General features: G+C 68.4%; 17 protein-coding genes and 2 pseudogenes. 8 read left to right on the forward strand and 11 right to left on the reverse strand.

What is annotated here, in order from left to right:
* The first annotated feature begins 29 nt into the window (after nucleotides 1–29).
* Both DMB80_RS23300 and DMB80_RS23305 read left to right on the forward strand, forming a co-directional pair.
* The gene (locus tag DMB80_RS23300; RefSeq protein ID WP_111512048.1) at nucleotides 30–2,249 is read left to right on the forward strand and encodes an MMPL family transporter; all 2,220 of its coding nucleotides are present in this window, start codon (nucleotides 30–32) and stop codon (nucleotides 2,247–2,249) included.
* A gap of 23 nt (nucleotides 2,250–2,272) precedes the next feature.
* A complete protein-coding gene (locus tag DMB80_RS23305; RefSeq protein ID WP_111512030.1) occupies nucleotides 2,273–2,905 on the forward strand; it encodes a class I SAM-dependent methyltransferase in 633 nt (210 codons plus the stop codon).
* 16 nt (nucleotides 2,906–2,921) lie between these two features.
* Here DMB80_RS23305 and allB read toward each other — a convergent pair whose 3' ends face one another.
* Nucleotides 2,922–4,283 carry an allantoinase AllB gene (allB, locus tag DMB80_RS23310; RefSeq protein WP_111512031.1) on the reverse strand — a complete coding sequence of 454 codons (1,362 nt, stop codon included), beginning with the start codon at nucleotides 4,281–4,283 and terminating at the stop codon, nucleotides 2,922–2,924.
* Between the two features lie 223 nt (nucleotides 4,284–4,506).
* On the opposite strand from allB, the pseudogene DMB80_RS23315 reads away from it, so the two are divergent.
* Together DMB80_RS23315 and DMB80_RS23320 are read left to right on the forward strand one after the other, a co-directional pair.
* Nucleotides 4,507–5,469, forward strand: a pseudogene (locus tag DMB80_RS23315) (cytosine permease); the annotation flags it as partial.
* 52 nt (nucleotides 5,470–5,521) lie between these two features.
* The gene (locus DMB80_RS23320; protein ID WP_111512032.1) at nucleotides 5,522–6,244 is read left to right on the forward strand and encodes an aspartate/glutamate racemase family protein; all 723 of its coding nucleotides are present in this window, start codon (nucleotides 5,522–5,524) and stop codon (nucleotides 6,242–6,244) included.
* Nucleotides 6,245–6,259: 15 nt separating this feature from the next.
* Here DMB80_RS23320 and DMB80_RS23325 read toward each other — a convergent pair whose 3' ends face one another.
* Nucleotides 6,260–7,087 (reverse strand): bifunctional allantoicase/(S)-ureidoglycine aminohydrolase, encoded by an 828-nt coding sequence (locus DMB80_RS23325; RefSeq protein WP_111512033.1) that lies wholly within the window; start codon nucleotides 7,085–7,087, stop codon nucleotides 6,260–6,262.
* Nucleotides 7,084–8,361: a DUF6986 family protein gene (locus DMB80_RS23330; RefSeq protein ID WP_111512034.1), complete on the reverse strand. Its 1,278-nt coding sequence runs from the start codon at nucleotides 8,359–8,361 to the stop codon at nucleotides 7,084–7,086. Before DMB80_RS23330 ends, DMB80_RS23325 begins: the two co-directional genes overlap by 4 nt.
* 173 nt (nucleotides 8,362–8,534) lie before the next feature.
* Between DMB80_RS23330 and DMB80_RS23335 the strand changes: the two genes are divergently transcribed.
* A complete protein-coding gene (locus DMB80_RS23335; protein ID WP_111512035.1) occupies nucleotides 8,535–9,296 on the forward strand; it encodes an IclR family transcriptional regulator in 762 nt (253 codons plus the stop codon).
* Here the strand turns inward: DMB80_RS23335 and DMB80_RS23340 are convergent.
* On the reverse strand, nucleotides 9,293–10,009 hold the full coding sequence (locus DMB80_RS23340) for an NAD-dependent deacylase (RefSeq protein ID WP_046364348.1): 717 nt from the start codon (nucleotides 10,007–10,009) through the stop codon (nucleotides 9,293–9,295). The genes DMB80_RS23335 and DMB80_RS23340 overlap by 4 nt on opposite strands.
* A 36-nt stretch (nucleotides 10,010–10,045) precedes the next feature.
* Here DMB80_RS23340 and DMB80_RS23345 point away from each other — a divergent pair, with 36 nt between their 5' ends.
* Nucleotides 10,046–10,411 (forward strand): Rv1152 family transcriptional regulator, encoded by a 366-nt coding sequence (locus tag DMB80_RS23345; protein ID WP_111512036.1) that lies wholly within the window; start codon nucleotides 10,046–10,048, stop codon nucleotides 10,409–10,411.
* Here the strand turns inward: DMB80_RS23345 and DMB80_RS23350 are convergent, their stop codons facing one another.
* Together DMB80_RS23350 and DMB80_RS23355 are read right to left on the reverse strand one after the other, a co-directional pair.
* Nucleotides 10,412–11,245 carry a class I SAM-dependent methyltransferase gene (locus DMB80_RS23350; protein WP_111512037.1) on the reverse strand — a complete coding sequence of 278 codons (834 nt, stop codon included), beginning with the start codon at nucleotides 11,243–11,245 and terminating at the stop codon, nucleotides 10,412–10,414. It abuts the gene before it with no gap.
* Nucleotides 11,246–11,263: 18 nt separating this feature from the next.
* Nucleotides 11,264–11,782, reverse strand: a complete 519-nt coding sequence (locus tag DMB80_RS23355) for a DUF1697 domain-containing protein (protein WP_111512038.1) — start codon at nucleotides 11,780–11,782, stop codon at nucleotides 11,264–11,266.
* Between the two features lie 87 nt (nucleotides 11,783–11,869).
* Here DMB80_RS23355 and DMB80_RS23360 point away from each other — a divergent pair, with 87 nt between their 5' ends.
* A complete protein-coding gene (locus tag DMB80_RS23360) occupies nucleotides 11,870–12,313 on the forward strand; it encodes a PPOX class F420-dependent oxidoreductase (RefSeq protein ID WP_046364352.1) in 444 nt (147 codons plus the stop codon).
* 17 nt (nucleotides 12,314–12,330) lie between these two features.
* The gene (locus DMB80_RS23365; protein ID WP_111512039.1) at nucleotides 12,331–12,522 is read left to right on the forward strand and encodes a DUF5302 domain-containing protein; all 192 of its coding nucleotides are present in this window, start codon (nucleotides 12,331–12,333) and stop codon (nucleotides 12,520–12,522) included.
* 1 nt (nucleotide 12,523) lies between these two features.
* Here the strand turns inward: DMB80_RS23365 and DMB80_RS23370 are convergent, their stop codons facing one another.
* The 5 genes and pseudogenes from DMB80_RS23370 to DMB80_RS23390 form a co-directional block, all read right to left on the reverse strand.
* Nucleotides 12,524–13,861 carry an acyltransferase family protein gene (locus tag DMB80_RS23370; RefSeq protein WP_111512040.1) on the reverse strand — a complete coding sequence of 446 codons (1,338 nt, stop codon included), beginning with the start codon at nucleotides 13,859–13,861 and terminating at the stop codon, nucleotides 12,524–12,526.
* Nucleotides 13,827–15,068 (reverse strand): MFS transporter, encoded by a 1,242-nt coding sequence (locus DMB80_RS23375; protein WP_111512041.1) that lies wholly within the window; start codon nucleotides 15,066–15,068, stop codon nucleotides 13,827–13,829. Before DMB80_RS23375 ends, DMB80_RS23370 begins: the two co-directional genes overlap by 35 nt.
* A 28-nt stretch (nucleotides 15,069–15,096) precedes the next feature.
* Nucleotides 15,097–16,728, reverse strand: a complete 1,632-nt coding sequence (locus DMB80_RS23380; protein WP_111512042.1) for a solute symporter family protein — start codon at nucleotides 16,726–16,728, stop codon at nucleotides 15,097–15,099.
* A complete protein-coding gene (locus DMB80_RS23385) occupies nucleotides 16,725–17,075 on the reverse strand; it encodes a DUF485 domain-containing protein (protein ID WP_111512043.1) in 351 nt (116 codons plus the stop codon). Before DMB80_RS23385 ends, DMB80_RS23380 begins: the two co-directional genes overlap by 4 nt.
* A gap of 154 nt (nucleotides 17,076–17,229) precedes the next feature.
* Nucleotides 17,230–17,862: pseudogene (locus DMB80_RS23390) on the reverse strand (sodium/solute symporter); the annotation flags it as partial.

The following is a 17,862-nucleotide window of genomic DNA, read 5'->3' on the forward strand; positions in this document are numbered from 1 at the left end:
CCATGGCGGCGTCATCGCAGGAGGCGAAGGTGCTGCAACGGATCGCGTCGTCGGCCATCGCCGCTCCGCGCCGCATCCTCGCGGCCGCGGCCCTGGTCATGGTGGCCTGCGGAATCTTCGGCATCCCGGTGGCCGGGAAGCTGTCCGCGGGCGGGTTCGGTGATCCCACCTCGGAATCGGCTCGGGCATCCCAGATCCTCATCGACCACTTCGATCAGGGCGATATGGACCTGCTGGTCAGCGTCACCTCCGACCGCGGTATCGAGGCGGCGCGTCCGGTCGCCGCGGAGATCGTGGCGGGGCTGGCCGCCTCGCCCCACGTCAGTCAGGTCACCTCGGCGTGGACCGCCCCGCCGCAGGCAGCGGCGGCACTGGCCAGCCGTGACGGGAAGACCGGGTTGATTCTCGCCGGCATCACCGGCGGGGAGACCGGCGCGCAGCGCCACGCCGAGGAACTCGACGAACGCCTGCTGTACGACCGCGACGGCGTGACCGTGCGCGCGGGCGGCGTCGCGATGACCTACGTGCAGATCAATGCGCAGACCGAACGCGATCTGCTGCTGATGGAGTCGATCGCGATCCCGCTGAGCTTCGTGGTGCTCGTGTGGGTGTTCGGTGGGCTGCTGGCGGCCGGCCTGCCGCTGGCTGTGGGCGGGTTCGCGATCCTCGGTTCGATGGCTGTGCTGCGGACCGTCACGCTCGTCACCGACGTGTCGATCTTCGCGCTGAACCTGTCGATCGCGATGGGCCTGGCGCTGTCCATCGACTACACCCTTCTGATCATCAGCCGATACCGCGACGAACTCGCCGATGGCGCGGACCGTGAGCGTGCGCTGATCCGCACGATGACGACAGCGGGCCGCACCGTGCTGTTCTCGGCGTTGACGGTGGCGCTGTCGATGGTCGCGATGGTGATCTTCCCGATGTACTTCTTGAAATCATTCGCCTACGCCGGGATCGCCGTGGTGGCGTTCGCGGCGCTGGCGGCAATAGTCGTGGCGCCCGCGGCGATCGCGCTCGCCGGTGACCGGCTCGATTCTCTCGACGTGCGTCGCCTGCTGGGCCGGTTGCCGCGCCGCCTCCCACGGCGACCCGAACCGGCACCCGTGCCCATCGAGCAGATGTTCTGGTACCGCTCGACGAAGTTCGTGATGCGTCGCCCGATTCCGATCGGCCTGGCTGTGGTGACACTTCTCCTTCTGTTGGGTCTGCCGTTCTTCGGGGCGAAATGGGGCTTCCCCGACGACCGGGTGCTGCCGCAGTCCGCCTCGGCGCGCCAGGTCGGCGACGAGATGAGGGAGAACTTCGCGGTCGATTCGTCGAACAACGTGGTCGTCGTGCTGCCCGACGTCCGTGACGTCACCCCCGAAGAGCTCGACGGGTATGCCGCGGCGCTGTCCCGGGTCGGCGACGTGACGACGGTGTCGGCGCCGGGCGGCACGTTCGTCGACGGGGCGAAGGTGGGCCCGCCGGCAGCTGCGACCGGAATGGCCGACGGGCGAGCGTTTTTGACTGTCGGCAGCACGGCGCCGCTCTTCTCCGACGCGTCGGAGACCCAGCTCGACGGGTTGCACGCCGTCGAGACGCCTGACGGCAGGGAGGCGATGCTGACCGGGCTGGCGCAGATCAACCGGGACAGCTCCGCATCGATCACCTCACGATTGCCTGCGGTGCTCGGTGTCATCGCGGCCATCACCTTCGTCCTGCTCTTCCTGCTCACCGGGTCGGTGGTGCTGCCGCTGAAAGCCCTGGTGCTCAACGTGTTGTCGCTGACTGCGGCGTTCGGTGCGCTGGTGTGGATCTTCCAGGACGGTCACCTCGGAGCGTTGGGCACGACGCCGACAGGCACGCTGGTGGCCAACATGCCGGTACTGCTGTTCTGTATCGCGTTCGGCTTGTCGATGGACTACGAGGTGTTCCTGGTCTCCCGCATCCGGGAGTACTGGCTGGCGTCGGACCGCAGCGCGGCGGCCAACGACGAGAGCGTGGCGCTCGGGCTGGCCCGCACCGGCCGGGTGGTCACGGCGGCCGCGCTGCTGATGGCGATCTCGTTCGCGGCCCTGATCGCCGCGCAGGTGTCGTTCATGCGGATGTTCGGCGTCGGTCTCACACTCGCCGTGCTGGCCGACGCGACGTTGGTGCGGATGCTGCTGGTGCCCGCCTTCATGCACGTGCTGGGCCGGTGGAACTGGTGGGCGCCGGCGCCGTTGGCCCGCCTGCACCAGCGCATAGGATTGCGGGAGACCTGACGGGGGCGTTGAGGAGTTCGCTGATGGCTACCACTGTCGATAATCCCTTCTTCGCGCGCATGTGGACCGTGATGTCGGCCCGAGAGCCCGAAACGGTGCGGCGGCTGCGCCGGGAGAACCTGGCCGGTCTGACGGGCCGGGTGCTCGAGGTGGGCGCGGGCACCGGAACCAACTTCGCGTTCTATCCCGCCACGGTCACCGAGGTCGTCGCGGTCGAGCCCGAGCGAAAGCTCGCCGCCGTCGCGGAGCACGCAGCAGCACTGGCCGCGGTGCCCGTCACGCTCACGGCCGACACCGTCGAAGGGTTCGGTACCGGTGAACAGTTCGACGCGGTGGTGTGCTCACTGGTGCTGTGTTCGGTGGAGCGCCCCAGCGATGTTGTGGCGCAACTCTTTTCGCTGCTGAAACCCGGGGGCGTGATGCGCTATCTGGAACACATCGCCGAACCGGGGGTCAGGGGCGGCTTGCAGAAGGTCGCCGACGCGACGATCTGGCCCCGGCTGGCGGGCAACTGCCACACGCATCGCCACACCGAGGAGACCATCGCGGCCGCGGGATTCGCGCTGGAAGGGCGCCGGGAGTACACGATGCCCCGGTGGGTGCCGCTGCCGGTCTCCGAGGTCGCGATCGGCCGGGCGGTGAAGCCGGCATCCTGACGGGAGCGGGCCCCCGCTAGACGCCGCCGCGGCGCAGCATCCGGCCCTGCGGAGTCGTGAAGTCGATCTCCTTGCCGCGCAGCCACGTACTCGTCACCACACCGGCGAGCGCGCGCCCGTCATAGGGGCTGATCGGATTCTTGTGATGCAGTCTGTGCACGTCGACCACCTGTGCGGACTCGGGCTCGAAGATCGCGAAATCGGCGTCATGCCCCAGCGCGATCTTGCCCTTGTTGGTCAACCCGGCGAGCGCGGCGGGCTTCGCCGCCATCCAGTCGATCACCTGGGTGAGCGCGATCCCGCGGCGCTTGGCCTCCGTCCAGATCAGGGACAGGCCGAGCTGCAGCGACGCGACGCCGCCCCACGCCACACCGAAGTCGCCGTTCTCGACGTCCTTGAGGTCGACGGTCGACGGTGAGTGATCGGACACGATGCAGTCGATGGTGCCGTCGAGCAGACCCTGCCACAGGAGTTCCCGGTTCGACGCCTCACGGATCGGCGGACAGCACTTGAATGCCGTTGCACCGTTGGGGATCTCCTCGGCGAGCAGCGTCAGGTAGTGCGGGCACGTCTCGACGGTGATCCTGACACCGTCGCGCTTGGCGGTCGCGAGCATGGGCAAGGCGTCCGAGGACGACAGGTGCAGGATGTGTGCGCGGGCACCGGTCCACCGTGCGCGCTCGATCACTTCGGCGATCGCCACGTTCTCGGCGCCGCGCGGCCGCGAGGCGAGGAACCGGCTGTAGCGGTCTCCCTCGGCCGTCGGCGCGCGGTCGATGGCGCGGGAGTCCTCGGCGTGCACGATCATCATGGAGTCGAAGCCGGCCAGCACGGCCATGTCCTTCTCCATCTCGTCCGCGTCGAGGTGCGGGAATTCGTCGACACCGGAATGCAGCAGGAAGCACTTGAACCCGAAGACCCCGTCGTCGTGCAGACTCCGCAGATCGCCGGTGTTGCCGGGGATGGCGCCGCCCCAGAATCCGACGTCGATGTGCAGCTTGCCCGTCGCCGCTTGCCGTTTGGCGTTGAGCGCGTCGACGTTGACCGTCGGCGGTATCGAATTCAGCGGCATGTCGATCAACGTGGTGACACCGCCGGCCGCCGCCGCTCGGGTGGCGGAGTCGAACCCTTCCCACTCGGTGCGCCCGGGCTCGTTGACGTGCACGTGCGTGTCGACCAAGCCGGGGATCATCACCTGCTCGTCGGTGAGTTCGATCGTCTCAGCGCCGGTGAGGTTGCTGCCCAGCGGCTCGATCGCGACGATGCGGCCGTCGCGGACACCGATCTCCCTCGCGACGATCCCCGCGGTCGTCAGCATGCGGGTACCGCGCACCACCAGGTCGAAGTCCGGTCGGTTCGTGGGGGCGTCGACGGTCATGGATACCCTCCGTTACGACGTACGTGAATTCCTCATCGTGGAATTCGATTCCAGTCTGTGCGCGACTGTAGGGGTGAGCGGGGCCACAGTCAATCGCGTCAGATGCTTGACAGGTGACGCCTGCGTGCGAGTTACTTGAGCCGCAGTGGAATATTTCTTCCACAAGATGGAATTCCAGCGACGGCGCCGGGCGTCGGAGCTCCGACTGTGACAGGCGTGTCCATTGAGCACAGAGCCCTCCCAACTCGTCGATGAACCCGGCCGTGGCTTCACCACCGACGCCGCCGCGGCCGCTCGGGTGAGTCCGTCGCTGTACAACCCCGATCTCGCACCCATCAGACGCGAGGGGCGGCGCTGGAGTGCCTACAACATCTTCACGTTGTGGGCCAACGATGTTCACAGCCTGGGCAACTACTCGTTCGCCATCGGTCTCTTCGCGTTGGGGCTCGGCGGGTGGCAGATCCTGCTCGTGCTCGGGCTCGGGGGCGCCTTCCTCTTCCTGCTGCTGAGCCTGTCCGGCTTCATGGGGGAGAAGACCGGCGTTCCGTTCCCGGTGATGAGCCGCATCTCGTTCGGCATCCGCGGCGCCCAGATACCCGCTGTCATCCGCGGCGCGGTCGCGATCGCGTGGTTCGGCATCCAGACCTACCTCGCCTCCGTGGTGCTGCGCATCCTGATCGTCGCGCTGGCACCGTCGGCCGCGACGCTCGACACCAACAGCGTTCTCGGGCTGTCGACCCTCGGGTGGATCTCATTCGTCGCGCTGTGGGTGGTCCAGGTCATCATCGTCAGCTACGGCATGGAGATGATCCGCAAGTACGAGGCGTTCGCCGGTCCGGTCATTCTGATCACGATGGTCGCGCTCGCGATCTGGATGCTCAGCAGCGCCGACTGGTCCATCGCGTGGACGACGCCGGATTCGCTGACCGGTGTCGACATGTGGCTGCAGATCGTCGGCGGGGCCAGCCTGTGGGTCGCGATCTACGGGACGTTCGTGCTGAACTTCTGTGACTTCACCCGCAACGCCACGTCGAAGCGCGCCATCGTCGCGGGCAACTTCTGGGGAATCCCGCTCAACATGTTGGTGTTCGGCGGAATCGTCGTGACGCTGGCGGGCGCCCAGTTCCGTATCGACGGGCGCATCATCGAAGCGCCCGCCGACATCGTCAAGGAAGTGCCCAACACCTTGGACGTCTCGGGCGAGCCCATCGCCGTGGCGAGCACCCACTAGGACCGCGATGAGAATCCTGGTGGCCAACGTCAACACCACGGCGTCGATGACCGACGCGATCGCCGAGTCGGCGCGCGGGGTCGCATCGCCGGATACCGAGATCGTCGGCATCACACCGCGTTTCGGCGCGGATTCGTGTGAGGGCAACTTCGAGAGCTATCTCGCGGCCATCGCCGTCATGGACGCGATCACGTCCTACCCCGAACCGTTCGACGCGGTGATCCAGGCCGGGTACGGCGAGCACGGCCGTGAGGGCCTGCAGGAACTGCTGGACGTCCCGGTCGTCGACATCACCGAGGCGGCCGCGTCGACCGCGATGTATCTCGGACACAAGTACTCGGTCGTCACCACGCTCGACCGCACCGTCCCGCTGATCGAAGACCGTCTCAAGCTCGCGGGACTCGACGCGCGGTGCGCGTCGGTGCGGGCCTCGGGACTCGGTGTCCTCGAACTGGAGTCGGATCCGGACCGGGCGGTCGAGGCGATCGTGCGTCAGGCGCGAGAGGCGGTCGAGCGCGACCACGCCGAGGTCATCTGCCTCGGGTGCGGCGGCATGGCCGAACTCGAGGCGAAGGTACGGGCCGCCACCGGCGTCCCGATCGTCGACGGAGTCCGCTCGGCGGTGACCATCGCCGAGGGTCTGGTCCGGATGGGCCTGTCCACGTCGAAGGTGCGGACCTATGCGACGCCGCGCGCGAAGAAGGTCACCGGCTGGCCGTTCCGGTTGTAGCGCAACCGAATCGGGTCAGAGCATGACCTGGCGGTTGACATCCTTGTACAGCAGGTACCGGAAGTTCGACGGCCCGCCCGCGTAGCACGCCTGAGGGCAGAAGGCCCGCAGCGAGAGGAAGTCGCCGGCCTGGACCTCGACCCAGTCCCCGTTGAGGTGATAGACCGCCTTGCCTTCGAGCATCAGCAGGCCGTGCTCCATCACATGGGTCTCGGCGAACGGAATCGTGGCGCCGGGCTCGAACGTGACGATGTTGACGTGCATGTCGTATGCCAGGTCCTGGGGGTCCAGCATGCGCGTGGTGCGCCACTTGCCGTCGGTTCCCGGCATGGCTGACGGCTCGATGTCCTGCTCGTTGCCGAACAGGACCGACGGGGTGTGCCCCTCGACGGCCTCGTAGCGCTTGCGGATCCAGACGAACGTCGCGGTCTCGTCGCCGTCGTTGGCGGCCGACCACTCGGTGCCCGCCGGAAGGTACGCGAAGCCGCCCGCGGTGAGGGTCTGTGACTGACCTGCCGCATCGACGGTGAGCGCGCCGGACGTCACGAACAGGAAGCCGGCCACCTCGGGTTGCGGCTCGGGGCGCTTGGCTCCGCCGCCGGGTGCGACCTCGACGATCGCCTGGTAGTACGTCGTCGCGCCGCCGGCGACAGGGCGGTTGATGATCCACGCACGCGTGTCGGTCCACTCCGGGAACACCGAGGTGACGATGTCGGAGAGGACGCCGCGCGGGATGACCGTGTAGGCCTCGGTGACGATCGCGCGGTCGGTCAGCAGATCGGTCTGCGGGGGGAGGCCGCCGCGGGGCGTGTAGTACGACGCTCGTGTCTTCGCGTGGGTCACGGAATGCTCCTTGGTGGGCGGCCGAGCGCGATGTCGCGTACGGAGGACAGGGGAAGGTCGACGGCCGTTTCGATCTCGTCGTCGGTGAGGGCGCCGCAGACGCTGCCGCGATGGATCACGTTGGCCAGTGCACGCGCGGTCGCCGGCTCGTCCATGACGGTCGAGTCGAGCCCGTGGACGTAATTGCGCAGTCGGGTCGCGGCCGGGGCGAAGGCGCCGCGATAGAACGCATAGGTCGCCAGGTATCGGGTGACGAGCTGAGCGGGATGCAAGTCCCAGCCCTGGTAGATGCCGCGTTCGAGATGGCGTCGGACCAGGCGCGCGTGCAGTTTCCATGCCATCGCGACGTTGTCGGGGTCGCCGACGGGAAGGATGTTGGTCGAGCCGTCGGACAGGTGGACGCCGGTGCCCGCGACGGCGGTCTGCATGACGTTCTTGGCGTGGTCGGCCGCCGGGTGCTCCATCGACTGGTGAGCGGCGGCGATACCGAGGGAGGCCGAGTAGTCGTAGGTCCCGTAGTGCAGCGAGCTGACCCGGCCCGCACCGGCGTGGATGAACTGAGCGACGGGCGCGCGGCCGTCGGCGCCGAGGATCGCCTGCGGTGTCTCGACCTGGACTTCGAAGCGAATCCGCCCGTCCGGCAATCCATTCGCGGCTTCCAGGGCACTCGCCACCGCCACCATGGCCTCGACCTGCTCGACGGATGTCACCTTGGGCAGCGTGAGCGTGAGGCCCTCCGGCAGACCTCCGTTGTCGACGAGTCCGCTGACGAACATGTCGAGCGTGCGGAGCCCGCGTGCCCGGGTGGCTGCTTCCAGACACTTGAAGCGCGTCCCGACGAACGGTGTCGAGGTGCCGGCGTCGAGCGCGCCGCGCAGCGCGGTGATCGCGCGCGTCACGTCGGCGTCCTCGGTGGCGTCGTCGACTGTGCCGTACCCGTCTTCGAAGTCGATGCGGAGGTCTTCGATCGGCTCGGTGGTGAGCTTGTTCTCGACCAGTGCCGCGAGAGTCGCCGGTTCGCAATCGGTGTCACCGCTCGCGCCGACCATGTCGGCTATCGCGTCGAGTCCGTGCGCGTCATTCGCGGCGGCCAGCGCTGCAGATCCCCATTCGGCAGGCATGGTCGCCGAATACTTGTCACCGGGTATGTAGACGGTGTGGACCGGTTGCCGGCGGCCGTCGTCACCGGGATATCGATCCGCGAATCGGGCATCGGCGGCCGCGAGACGGCGATCGATGTCGGCGAGCACCGCGTCGCCGAGGGATCGTGTCACGTCTGGCCCCCTGTCGGCGTGGAGAAATCTCGCATGAATTCCGCATTGTGGAGTTTAGTTCGTGAGCTGCGAAATGTACACGGCACGCCGCAGTGCGGACGAAGACTTCCATATTGTGGAACTCGATTCCGGCCTGTTCAATGGATGCACATCGGCGGGCCAGGAGTGGACACATGGCGGACAGATCAGGCGGCGTGCAGTCGGTCGAGCGTGCATTCGAGCTGATGGAACTCATCGGGCGCGCGGGCGGGGAGTGCTCGCTGACCGAACTGTCCGCAGAGTCTCCGTTGCCGCCGCCGACGATCCACCGGTTGCTGCGCACCCTCGTCACCCTCGGCTACGTGCGCCAACTACCTAATCGTCGCTATGCGTTGGGCCCCAGGCTGATTCGACTCGGAGTGGTCGCCAATCGGCAGTTGGGTGCGGTGGCCGGTCCGGTGCTGCAGTCGTTGGTCGACGAGCTGGCCGAGACGGCGAGTCTGGCGGTGCTCGACGGCGACATGGTCATCTACACGGGGCAGGTCGCGTCGACGCAGATGATGCGGACCGCCGACGAGGTCGGCAGGCGGGTGGGCCTGCACACGTCCGGTGTCGGTAAAGCCGTCCTGGCCGAGCTCGACGATGCGCGCATCCTCAAACTGGTGACGCAGTCAGGACTGCCGGCGCCGACGGGCAACAGCGCGGCCACGTTGTCCGCGGTGTTCGCCAACGTGGAGCGCGTGCGCGCCGACGGGTACGCCGTCGACGACGAGGAGTTCGAGATCGGCGTCCGGTCGGTCGCGATGGCCGTGCCGGGTGCTCCGACTCCGATGGCCATCGGCATCTCGGGTCCGGTGGCACGGATGGGCAAAGACGTGATCGCTCGTGCTGTGCCCGCGCTCGAGAAGGCGGCCGGGGTGATCTCCGAGGCGTTGATCGGTGCGCGAGAACGCTAGCCGATCAGGGCGGGCAGCCGCTGCAGCAGGCCGGGCAGTGCGGTGCCCGCCTTCTCGCGCAGGGACACCGTGGCGCTGCGTGACAGTGGCGTCGGTTCCGGATTGATCTCGATGACCGGGGTTCCGCTGGCCACCGCCAACTCGGGGAGGCCGGCGGCCGGGTAGACCACCGACGACGTTCCGACCACCACGACGACATCGGCGCCGACGACCGCGTCGACCGACTGCTGCCATGCCCGGTCCGGCAGCGACTCACCGAACCACACCACGTTCGGCCGGATCAGTCCTCCGCAGACCCCGCACCGCGGGGGATCGACGGATTCGACCGGCTCGGGCATGTCGGGTACCTCGCCCGGGTACGCGGTTCCGCAACGGTCGCAATGGAATTCGAACAGGCTGCCGTGGACGTGGTAGACCTGCGTGCTACCGGCCCGCTCGTGCAGATCGTCGACGTTCTGCGTGACGACGTGCACGTCGGCGTAGTCCTGCCACGCTGCGACGGCGCGGTGCGCATCGTTGGGTTCGACGGCGGCCATCATGTGGTGGCGCCACAGGTACCACGCCCAGACCCGGTCGGGATGCGCCTGCCAGCCCTCCGAACTCGAGATCTCGTAGGGGTCGACCTGGGCCCACAGCCCGGTCTCGACGTCGCGGAACGTCGGCACACCGCTTTCGGCCGAGATCCCGGCGCCGCTGAAGACCGTCACCTGCACTCCACCAAACTAGTCGCTGTGAGTGATACTGAGCACGTGGCCGAGTTGGGGGATTGGGTACACGTCGACACGCAGGCGGCCCGGCCGCTGTTCGACCAGCTCAGAACGCAGATCATCGAGGGCATCCGGGACGGCCGGCTCACCCCGGGCACGCGCCTGCCCACCGTGCGGGAACTGGCGGGGCAGCTGGGGCTGGCGGTGAACACCGTGGCGCGGGCGTACCGCGAACTCGAAGCCGCGGGCATCCTGGAAACCCGCGGCAGATTCGGCACCTTCGTCGCCAGCTCCGACCCCGCCGACTCCGCGTTGGCGACCGCAGCGCACACTTATGTGTCGGCGGCCAAGGCTCTCGGGGTCGGCAAAGGGCAGGCGCTGCGCTATGTGGAGGCGGCGTTCGGCTGATCAGCCGAATTCGAGCAGTGTCGTCAGGGGCCGCAGCGGGTCGAGCAGCGGCAACCGCTGCCACGTCCAGATGATCGCGTTGAGCAGCCGCCCCCGGGCCGGTTCGGCCGGCAGGTCGTGCACGGCTCGGACCCCGGGCACCGTGTTGGCCAGGTCGGCGGCCTCGGCGACGGTCAGGGAGAACGGCATCGGCGGAACCCGGTAGCGCAGCGAGGCGGGCATCCCGCGGCGAACCAGCGCGGCGAGTGCCGACGGCGGCAGATCGAAGATCATCTGACCGCCCGGGAAGCGGGAGGCGCATGCGGAGATGATCGACATCGCCTCATCGGGTTGCAGGTACATCAGCAGGCCCTCGGCGGTGATGAACACCCCGCCGTCGGGGTCGACCTCGTCCATCCAACTGAAGTCGAGCGCCGACTGTGCGCGCTCGGTGATGCGATCCGACGGAGGCAGGATGGCCCGCCGTAGCTCGATCATCGGCGGCAGGTCGACGCTGAGCCACGAGAAGTCGTGGCCGACTCCGCCGGTGGTGTCGAGTCGGTAGAAGCTCGTCTGCAGACCCTCGGCCAGCGCCACCACCGTCGCCTTCGGATGGTCGCGGAGATAGCGGCGGGTGTACTTGTCGAACAGGTTGGCCCGCAACGCCATATCCTGCCGGCGGGTGAAGCCGAACTTCGCGAAGTCGAAGTGGATGGAATCCATCAGGTGGATGGCCATCGGATCGTCGATGATGCCGTCGGGGCGGCGAGCTTCGGCTGCCCGCACCGCGAGCGTCATCAACGCGGTCTCCGAGACCCCGGTCAGATCGGCGGTGTGTTTGGGTGAACGTGTCATCGGTGTGATGCTCCTTGGTCAGCCGGCCAGCAGCTTGTCGATGGTGCGAAGATTCCGCGTCGTGGTCGAGGGCTTGAAGCGCTTGTCGCCCATGGTCTTGCCGATGGTGCTGTCGAGGGTCGATCCCTTGGGGACCTGCCAGTAGATGACACCGTCGCCGGCGTCGATCTTCTCCGTCGGGCCGGCCGACAGGCTCGCCAACTCGTCGAACGCCTTTCGGTCACTGACGAACGTGACGTAGGACTGGTGACCGTCGCGCTCCCGCTCGAACGGGTAGGCCGCCGAGATCTCGGCCAGCGTGTCCAGGTCGTACACCAGAACCCATGCGTCGTAGCCGAACTCGTCGCGCAGCGCCTTCTCGGCCTTCGTACGCACCCCGGCGGCGGCGGCCCTGCTGCTCAGCAACACGTTGCCCGTCGCCAGCACCGTCCTCACATCGGTGAAGCCGGCCTGCTCGAGGGTGTGCGCAACGTCGGACATCTTTAGCTTCACGCCGCCCACGTTCACTCCCCGCAGCAGTGCGACATACCGGGTCATGGGGGAGTCATCTCGGGGGCGCCGCACTCTGCCAGGAGGTCCACCTGTTCGATCATTCCACTCGCCGCGCCGACGTACCCTCAGGTGATGACACGCGATGTGTTCGACGACAAGCTGCTGGCGCTGATCGCCGGGAACTCGCTGGGCGTGTTGGCCACCCTCAAGCGCGACGGCAGACCGCAACTGTCGAACGTGTCCTATCACTTCGATCCGCGCACGCTGACGATCTCGGTCTCGATCACCGAACCACGAGCCAAGACGCGCAATCTGCGCCGCGATCCCCGTGCGGCCATCCATGTCAGCTCCGACGACGGGTGGGCCTACGCGGTGGCCGAAGGCGATGCGATTCTCACGCCGCCGGCGGCGAACCCGAACGACGACACCGTCGAAGGGTTGGTCGCGCTCTACCGTGAGATCGCCGGGGAGCACCCCGACTGGGACGACTATCGCCGGGCGATGGTCGACGACCGGAGGGTGTTGATGCGCCTTCCCATCGGACACCTCTATGGCATGCCGCCGGGCAAGCGCTGAGCCGCTACGCTTGCGCCATGGCATCCCACGAGTCGGCCGCGCCGTCGGATACTCCGGAGGACGAGAACAAGCGCAAGTTCCGCGAGGCGCTGGAGCGCAAGAAGGCCCAGGCGGCCGGCGGCTCCTCGCACCGCGACGGAGGGACGAAGCAGCCCCGGGCGCACGGCCCGGTCGAGAACCGTCGGGAGTTCCGCCGCAAGAGCGGATAGCTCACCTCCCGGCGGCAGCCGCCTCGCGCGGCGGCTGGGTGACCGCACGTTGCTCGTCGGCCAGCGCCCGTGCGGCTGCCAGGGCACACAGCATCACCGCCACCAACGGCAGGCCCAGATCTTTCAGGCCCCAGCCGACCGACGCCAGCGTCGCTGCCCCCGCGATGCACAGCAGGGTCCCGACCGCCGCACTGCGCAACCCCGGCCGGGCGACACGTCCGCCGTCCCACCAGGGGAGTGGCCCGTTCTCCAGCGGCCGCAGCAGGACGAACGCCGCGCCCACTGCCACCGCCATGATCGCCACCTGCAGCACCGACACCACCAGGAAGAGCGGCGCGGCGGGATCGAAGCGCGGATAGCCCAGGTAGTCGAACGCCAGATGCACGGCGAGCAGCGGCGGGATGTGCCAGAGGTACAGCGTCATCGCGCCGCTGTTCCCGATGGCTGTCGCCCACCACACCCGCGGTCGGCGCGCCCACTGTCCGATTGCCGGTGCAGCCGCAATCGCCAACGCGCACATCATGATTGCGTGCCCGGCCAGTAGCAGCGACGGCGGTGTCATGTTCTTCAGCTGCTGGCTCTCCAACCCCACCAGGCTGAGCTCGTAGGGGCCCGACGCCACCAGCGCCACGTTGACACCGAACGCGACCGCCGCCGTCGTCAGCGCAGCACGCCCGGTCACCAGGCCGCGCCGATAAGCGACCCCGAAAGCCCCGGGAATCAACCACATCGCAAAGTTGACATAGCCCAGCGCAGACAAGCCGTCGCGGGTGATGCGCAGCAGGTCGACGGCGGCGACCATGACGTACAGCAGGGCCACCGTGGCGACGAAGCGGCGGGTCGTGGTGATCCGCGCCAGCAGTGGCACCGTGGCGAGCACCAGTACGTAGGCGCCCAGGAACCACAGCAGCTGGATGGAGATGCCGGCCACGGGTTCGTACACGTGCACCGGCAGCACCTGTTTCGCCACCGCCAGCGTCACGCCCCAGAACGCGAGGTAGGAGAACACCGGCCGGTACAGCCGCGTGCAGCGGCGCGTCAGCCAGCCACCCCAGCTCGTACCGGGCGTCCAGGTCTGCACCGACGCGGCCACACCGGCGAAGAAGAACAGCGGCATGATCTGGAAGACCCACGTCAGCGCCTGGAACACCGACGACACCGACAGCAGGTTGGTCCAGACGAACACGTCGTCGCGAATCGTGCTGGTGGCCATCACGGTGTGGCCCACCACGACGCCCGCCAGAGCGGTGATGCGGATGACGTCGATCGCGCGGTCCCGCTCGGGCGGGGTGGCAGCCTCTACGTCATCGGGGCGGGGAAACGGCGTCCGAGGACTCATGCTCCGAAACTAGCTGCGGCGCGGCATCCTTCGAATGAGTAGAAGCACTCAGGATCGCGATCAGACAGCCCGCCGCGAGCACCGCGACCGCGATCGCGAACACCACCCCCGAGGTGCGCAACCCCCACGCCTGGGCGGCCAGGCCCTCGCCGATCACCGGGACTGCGATCGCGACATAGGCGACGACGAAATAGGTGGAGCTGACCTCGGCGCGGCGGTCGGGCGGGGTGCGTTCGGACACGGCGGCCAACCCGCGGCTGAAGCTGATGCCCTGGCCGATACCGGAGACCACGGCCGCCGCGATCAGCCCCGGCAGCGAGCCCGCGTGCAGCGCCACCGCGAGCGTCGCCATCCCCGCGATGAGGATCGCGCAGCCCAGCGCGACCGCACGTTCGGGATTCATCGACCGCGCCACAACCTGCGCGACCGCGGAGGTGAGGAAGATCGTGCCGGCGATCAGTCCCGCGAGGGCGTGATTGCCGATGCCGATCACCTCGGCCAGGAAGGACGGTGCGACCGCGGCGAACAGGCCGGTGACAGCGAACCCGGCGAACGCCGCCAGCGCGGCCACCACGAACACCGACCGCGCTTCGGCAGGCACGGCGAGACGCTGCAATCCGAGCTTTCCCTGCCGTGGCGAGGTCTCCCGCGAGCACAGCACCGCCACCGCGGCGGCGACCGTCAACGCCAGATGCACGACGAAGCTCAGGTCCAGCGGCCGCGGCGCGTACTGCACGAGCACGCCGGCCAGTACCGGACCCAGACCCAGCCCGCCGATGTTGACCACCGAGGCGACCGCGGCAGCGCGCCCCCGCCACGCCTCCGGCGCCGCCTCGATCACCGCCGCCGTCGCCGTCCCGGTGAACAGGCCGGCCGACAACCCCGAGAGCACGCGGCCGATCAGCAGTTCGGGCACCGAATCGGCCAGCACGAACACCACGGCGCTCGCCGCTGCCATCGCGATGCCCGCCAGCAGCACGGGCCGCCGACCCACGACGTCCGACCAGCGGCCGAACAGCAGCAGCGCGGCCAGCACCCCGCCGGCGTAGGCGGCGAAGATGATCGTCGTCGTCAGCACGTGGAAGTGCAGTTCCTCGGCGAACAGCGCGTACATCGGGGTGGGCAGCGTCGTGCCGACCATGATCGCGGCGAACGCGTAGGCCAGCAGAGCCATCGAGAAACGGTGCACGGACATTCTCAGCGGCATACCCGCCGAGGCTATTCCGCAGACGGGGTCAGTGCGCGACCGCCTTCTCTGCGCCGATACCGGTGAGCGACCGCACCTCCATCTCGGCGTTGACCTCGGGGTTGCCGCGGTCCGAGGAGGTCAGGGTGCCGACGATGCCGAGCGCGAACGCCAGCGGAATCGACACGATGCCCGGGTTGGCCAGCGGGAACCAGGCGAAATCCGCTCCCGGGATCATCGAGGTCTTGGCACCCGACACCGCGGGGGAGAACACGATCAGCACGATCGTCGAGATCAGCCCGCCGTACATGCTCCACAGCGCGCCGCGGGTGTTGAACCGCTTCCAGTACAGCGAGTACACGATCGTCGGCAGGTTGGCCGCCGCGGCGACGGCGAATGCGAGCGCGACGAGGAACGCGACGTTCTGGCCGTTGGCGAGAATGCCGAGGCCGATCGCGAACACGCCGAGCACCACCGCGGTGATCCGGGAGACCCGCACCTGCTCGGCCTCGGTCACCTTGTGCTTCTTGAGCACCGACGCATAGATGTCGTGGGCGAACGACGCCGACGCGGTGATGGTCAGGCCGGCGACGACGGCGAGGATGGTCGCGAACGCCACCGCCGAGATGACACCGAGCAGGATCACCCCGCCCAGCTCGAATGCCAGCAGCGGCGCCGCCGAGTTCACCCCGCCGGCGGCCGACAGGATGCGGTCGGGGCCGACCAGGGCGGCCGCGCCGTAGCCGAGCGCCAGCGTGAACAGGTAGAAGGCGCCGATCAGCGCGATCGCCCACACCACGCTTCGCCGCGCCTCTTTGGCCGTCGGCACCGTGTAGAAGCGCATCAGCACGTGCGGCAGGCCCGCGGTGCCCAGCACCAGCGCCAGGGCCAGAGAGATGAAGTTGATCTGCGAGGTCAGGGAGCCGCCGTATTGCGCGCCGGGGGCGAGGACGTCGCGCTTCGCGACGCCTCCGGTGGTGGCGCCGCTGATCGCCGACTGCGCGGAGCCCAGGATCTCGGAGAAGTTCAGCCCGAACTTGGCGAGCACCATCACGGTCATGAAGCCGGCGCCGACGATGAGCAGCACCGCCTTGATGATCTGCACCCACGTGGTGCCCTTCATGCCGCCGACCAGGACGTAGACGATCATCAACACACCGACGACGGCGATGACGACCGACTGGCCGGTGCGGCTGCGGATGTCGAGCAGCAGTGCCACCAGGCCGCCGGCCCCGGCCATCTGGGCCAGCAGGTAGAACAGCGACACCGTCAACGTGTTGGTGGCCGCGGCGAGTCGCACCGGGCGCTGCTTGAGCCGGAAGCTCAGCACGTCGGCCATCGTGAATTTGCCGGTGTTGCGCAGCAATTCGGCCACCAGCAGCAGCGCCACCAACCAGGCGACGAGGAAGCCGATCGAATAGAGGAAGCCGTCGTAGCCGTAGACCGCGATCGCGCCGGCGATGCCGAGGAAGCTCGCCGCCGACAGGTAGTCGCCGGCGATCGCGATGCCGTTCTGTGGGCCGGAGAAGCCGCGGCCGCCGGTGAAGAACTCGTCGGCGGTGGCGTTGCGCTTGCTGGCGCGGATCACCACCACCATCGTGACGACGACGAACAGGCTGAAGATGCCGATGTTGGCGATCGGGTTGCCGACGGTCTCGGACGCTGCCAGGACAGTGGTCATCGGAGGTCGCCTTCCAGTTCGGTGCGGATCGCCTCGGCGCGCGGGTCGAGCTCGCGGTTGGCGAAGCGGACGTAGAGGCCGGTGATGAGGAAGGTCGACAGGAACTGCCCCAGGCCGATGATCAGCCCGACGTTGATGTCCCCCCAGACCTTGGTGGCCATGAAGTCGTGGGCGAAGGCGCCCAGCAGCACGTACACCGCGTACCAGGTCAGGAAGACCGCGGTCATCGGGAAAACGAAGCGGCGCAATCTGTTTCGCAGCTCCTGGAACTCAGGGCTGGCCTGGACCTCGAGATAGCGTTCGCCGCTGATCGCGTCCGGGCGGATGGGTAGGTCGGTGTCGGACACGGTGATGACGCTCCTGACTGCTGTGAACCGGCTGTGGGGAGGACGCTAGTTGAGATGTGGGTCACAACAACAGGCACAATCGGGTGAACACGGCGAGGTCCGGCAGCGCTGCGGTGAGCGGTCGGTCGGTGACGACGAACGGCTCACGAACGGCTTATGTGTCCGGCACGCGGTCGACGACCATCCCGAGGTTCTCCGGCAGGTGCATGCGCGCGAACGTCCGCGCGACGTCGGCGGGCGTTGGCGCACGGGTGAGCCGGCTGACCACGATCATCGTCGCGAACGCCAGCGGCACGCTGATCGCCGCCGGATATCCGATCAGGACCGCCGGCCATCCACCGGCGACGTTCTCGTCGACGCCTCCCGCGACGGCGACGGTGACCGCCACCCCGGACATGAGCCCTCCGACGGCCAGCCCCCACCCGGCGCCCGCGGCGGTCAGGCCCCGCCACCAGATGCCGAGCACCAGCAGCGGGCACAGCGTCGAGGCCGCCACCGCGAAGGCCAACCCGACGCTGCGGGACAGCTCGAGACCGCCGGACGCAGCCAGCGCCAACGGAATCGGAACGAGTCCGCCGATGATCGCGGCCACCCGGAAGTCCCGCACACGTCCCCCCAGCACGTCGGTGGCCAGCGCACCGGCGAAGCTGACCAGCAGTCCTGACGAGGTGGCCAGGAAGGCGGCGATCGCGCCCGCGGCCACCAGCGCCGCCAGCAGCTGCCCCGCCGCGCCCCCGACCGCCGACCCCGGCGCCAGCAGCACCGCCGCATCCGCGGTCCCGGTGAT

This window comes from Mycobacterium kyogaense (genome assembly GCF_003254575.1).
Classification (GTDB): domain Bacteria; phylum Actinomycetota; class Actinomycetes; order Mycobacteriales; family Mycobacteriaceae; genus Mycobacterium; species Mycobacterium kyogaense.

Bases quoted from the DNA above. Each gene is read 5' to 3' on its own strand.
- DMB80_RS23305 (WP_111512030.1), top strand. From the start codon at position 2,273: ATGGCTACCACTGTCGATAATCCCTTCTTCGCGCGCATGTGGACCGTG.
- allB (WP_111512031.1), bottom strand. From the start codon at position 4,283: ATGACCGTCGACGCCCCCACGAACCGACCGGACTTCGACCTGGTGGTG.
- DMB80_RS23320 (WP_111512032.1), top strand. From the start codon at position 5,522: ATGAGAATCCTGGTGGCCAACGTCAACACCACGGCGTCGATGACCGAC.
- DMB80_RS23335 (WP_111512035.1), top strand. From the start codon at position 8,535: ATGGCGGACAGATCAGGCGGCGTGCAGTCGGTCGAGCGTGCATTCGAG.
- DMB80_RS23350 (WP_111512037.1), bottom strand. From the start codon at position 11,245: ATGACACGTTCACCCAAACACACCGCCGATCTGACCGGGGTCTCGGAG.
- DMB80_RS23355 (WP_111512038.1), bottom strand. From the start codon at position 11,782: ATGACCCGGTATGTCGCACTGCTGCGGGGAGTGAACGTGGGCGGCGTG.
- DMB80_RS23360 (WP_046364352.1), top strand. From the start codon at position 11,870: ATGACACGCGATGTGTTCGACGACAAGCTGCTGGCGCTGATCGCCGGG.
- DMB80_RS23365 (WP_111512039.1), top strand. From the start codon at position 12,331: ATGGCATCCCACGAGTCGGCCGCGCCGTCGGATACTCCGGAGGACGAG.
- DMB80_RS23370 (WP_111512040.1), bottom strand. From the start codon at position 13,861: ATGAGTCCTCGGACGCCGTTTCCCCGCCCCGATGACGTAGAGGCTGCC.
- DMB80_RS23375 (WP_111512041.1), bottom strand. From the start codon at position 15,068: ATGCCGCTGAGAATGTCCGTGCACCGTTTCTCGATGGCTCTGCTGGCC.
- DMB80_RS23380 (WP_111512042.1), bottom strand. From the start codon at position 16,728: ATGACCACTGTCCTGGCAGCGTCCGAGACCGTCGGCAACCCGATCGCC.